General features: G+C 38.6%; 1 protein-coding gene. It reads right to left on the bottom strand.

The window, feature by feature from the left end; translation table 11 throughout:
- Positions 1 to 50 precede the first annotated feature (50 nt).
- Positions 51 to 845, bottom strand: coding sequence for an ERF family protein (locus ACFIKU_RS09875; protein WP_375657404.1), 795 nt, complete (start codon positions 843 to 845; stop codon positions 51 to 53).
- Positions 846 to 898: the final 53 nt, after the last annotated feature.

Here is an 898-nt window from a genome sequence, read left to right as displayed (position 1 = left end):
TGACTTTACCCAAGCGCGCTTGAAACCATTCTGCTGTTCTTTGTTTCATCTCACACCGCCGTTTGTTGCTCTTGTGGCGTTGCTATATCGGCATCTTGTATAGTAGAATCTGTTTCTACCTTTTGCTTGTTTTGTTTCTTTTTCAAAAGATGCAATACCGTTTGTGCTTGTCCTTCAGACATATCGTCAAGCTTTTTGACGTCGACATAAGCAAGTATTTTTTCTTCTTCTGCTTGGGTTTGTACGATGAGTCTTCTGATTTCATTGATCTGTTGTGGAAAAGCCTTTTTAATAGGTGTGTTCCCATCCGTATCATCATCTTCACTCACGACATTAAGAAGCATACCTAACAGATATCTGCGTGCGTATGTGATTGCAGAACCAACCGATTGTATATTTGACTTGCATCCTTTCGTGTCATAAGGAAACTTTCCTTCTGTTGAGATTTTATTTCCAGACGGATGCGTCAAAGTCATTTCTATAATTATATTGTCTGAACTCTGTTCTTTGATACGAGAAAACAAAGCAAATCGGTGTTTTGCAAGAGTATTTTTTACAGCATCAATGTACTGGTCAAGGGTTGCATATTGGCTGTTTGTATGGGTGTTTGTAGAGTTTTTTTGTATTTTTTGATATTCTATTTGCATATTCGAAAGATCACTGGCAAATTTTTCGTAGTTTTGTCGTTCTATTTCTTTTTCTCGTAAGGCAATGAGACGCTCGAGACGGTCCATATCGACGTCATTTCCTAAAGCTTTATTTAAAATGCGTTCCATAGCAGTTTGTTTAACCGCTAAGTGATGCGTTTCTTCAATTTCTGTTAGGTTAGTGTTTTGTTCACTCATCTTTATTTCCTCCATCTCGCGCGCAATTCCCCCGTGGCGTGAATCACGCTTGT

Origin of the sequence: Bartonella sp. CM120XJJH (genome assembly GCF_042194715.1) — a bacterium.
Classification (GTDB): Bacteria; Pseudomonadota; Alphaproteobacteria; order Rhizobiales; family Rhizobiaceae; genus Bartonella.
This window is presented reverse-complemented; position numbering and strand designations above follow the sequence as displayed.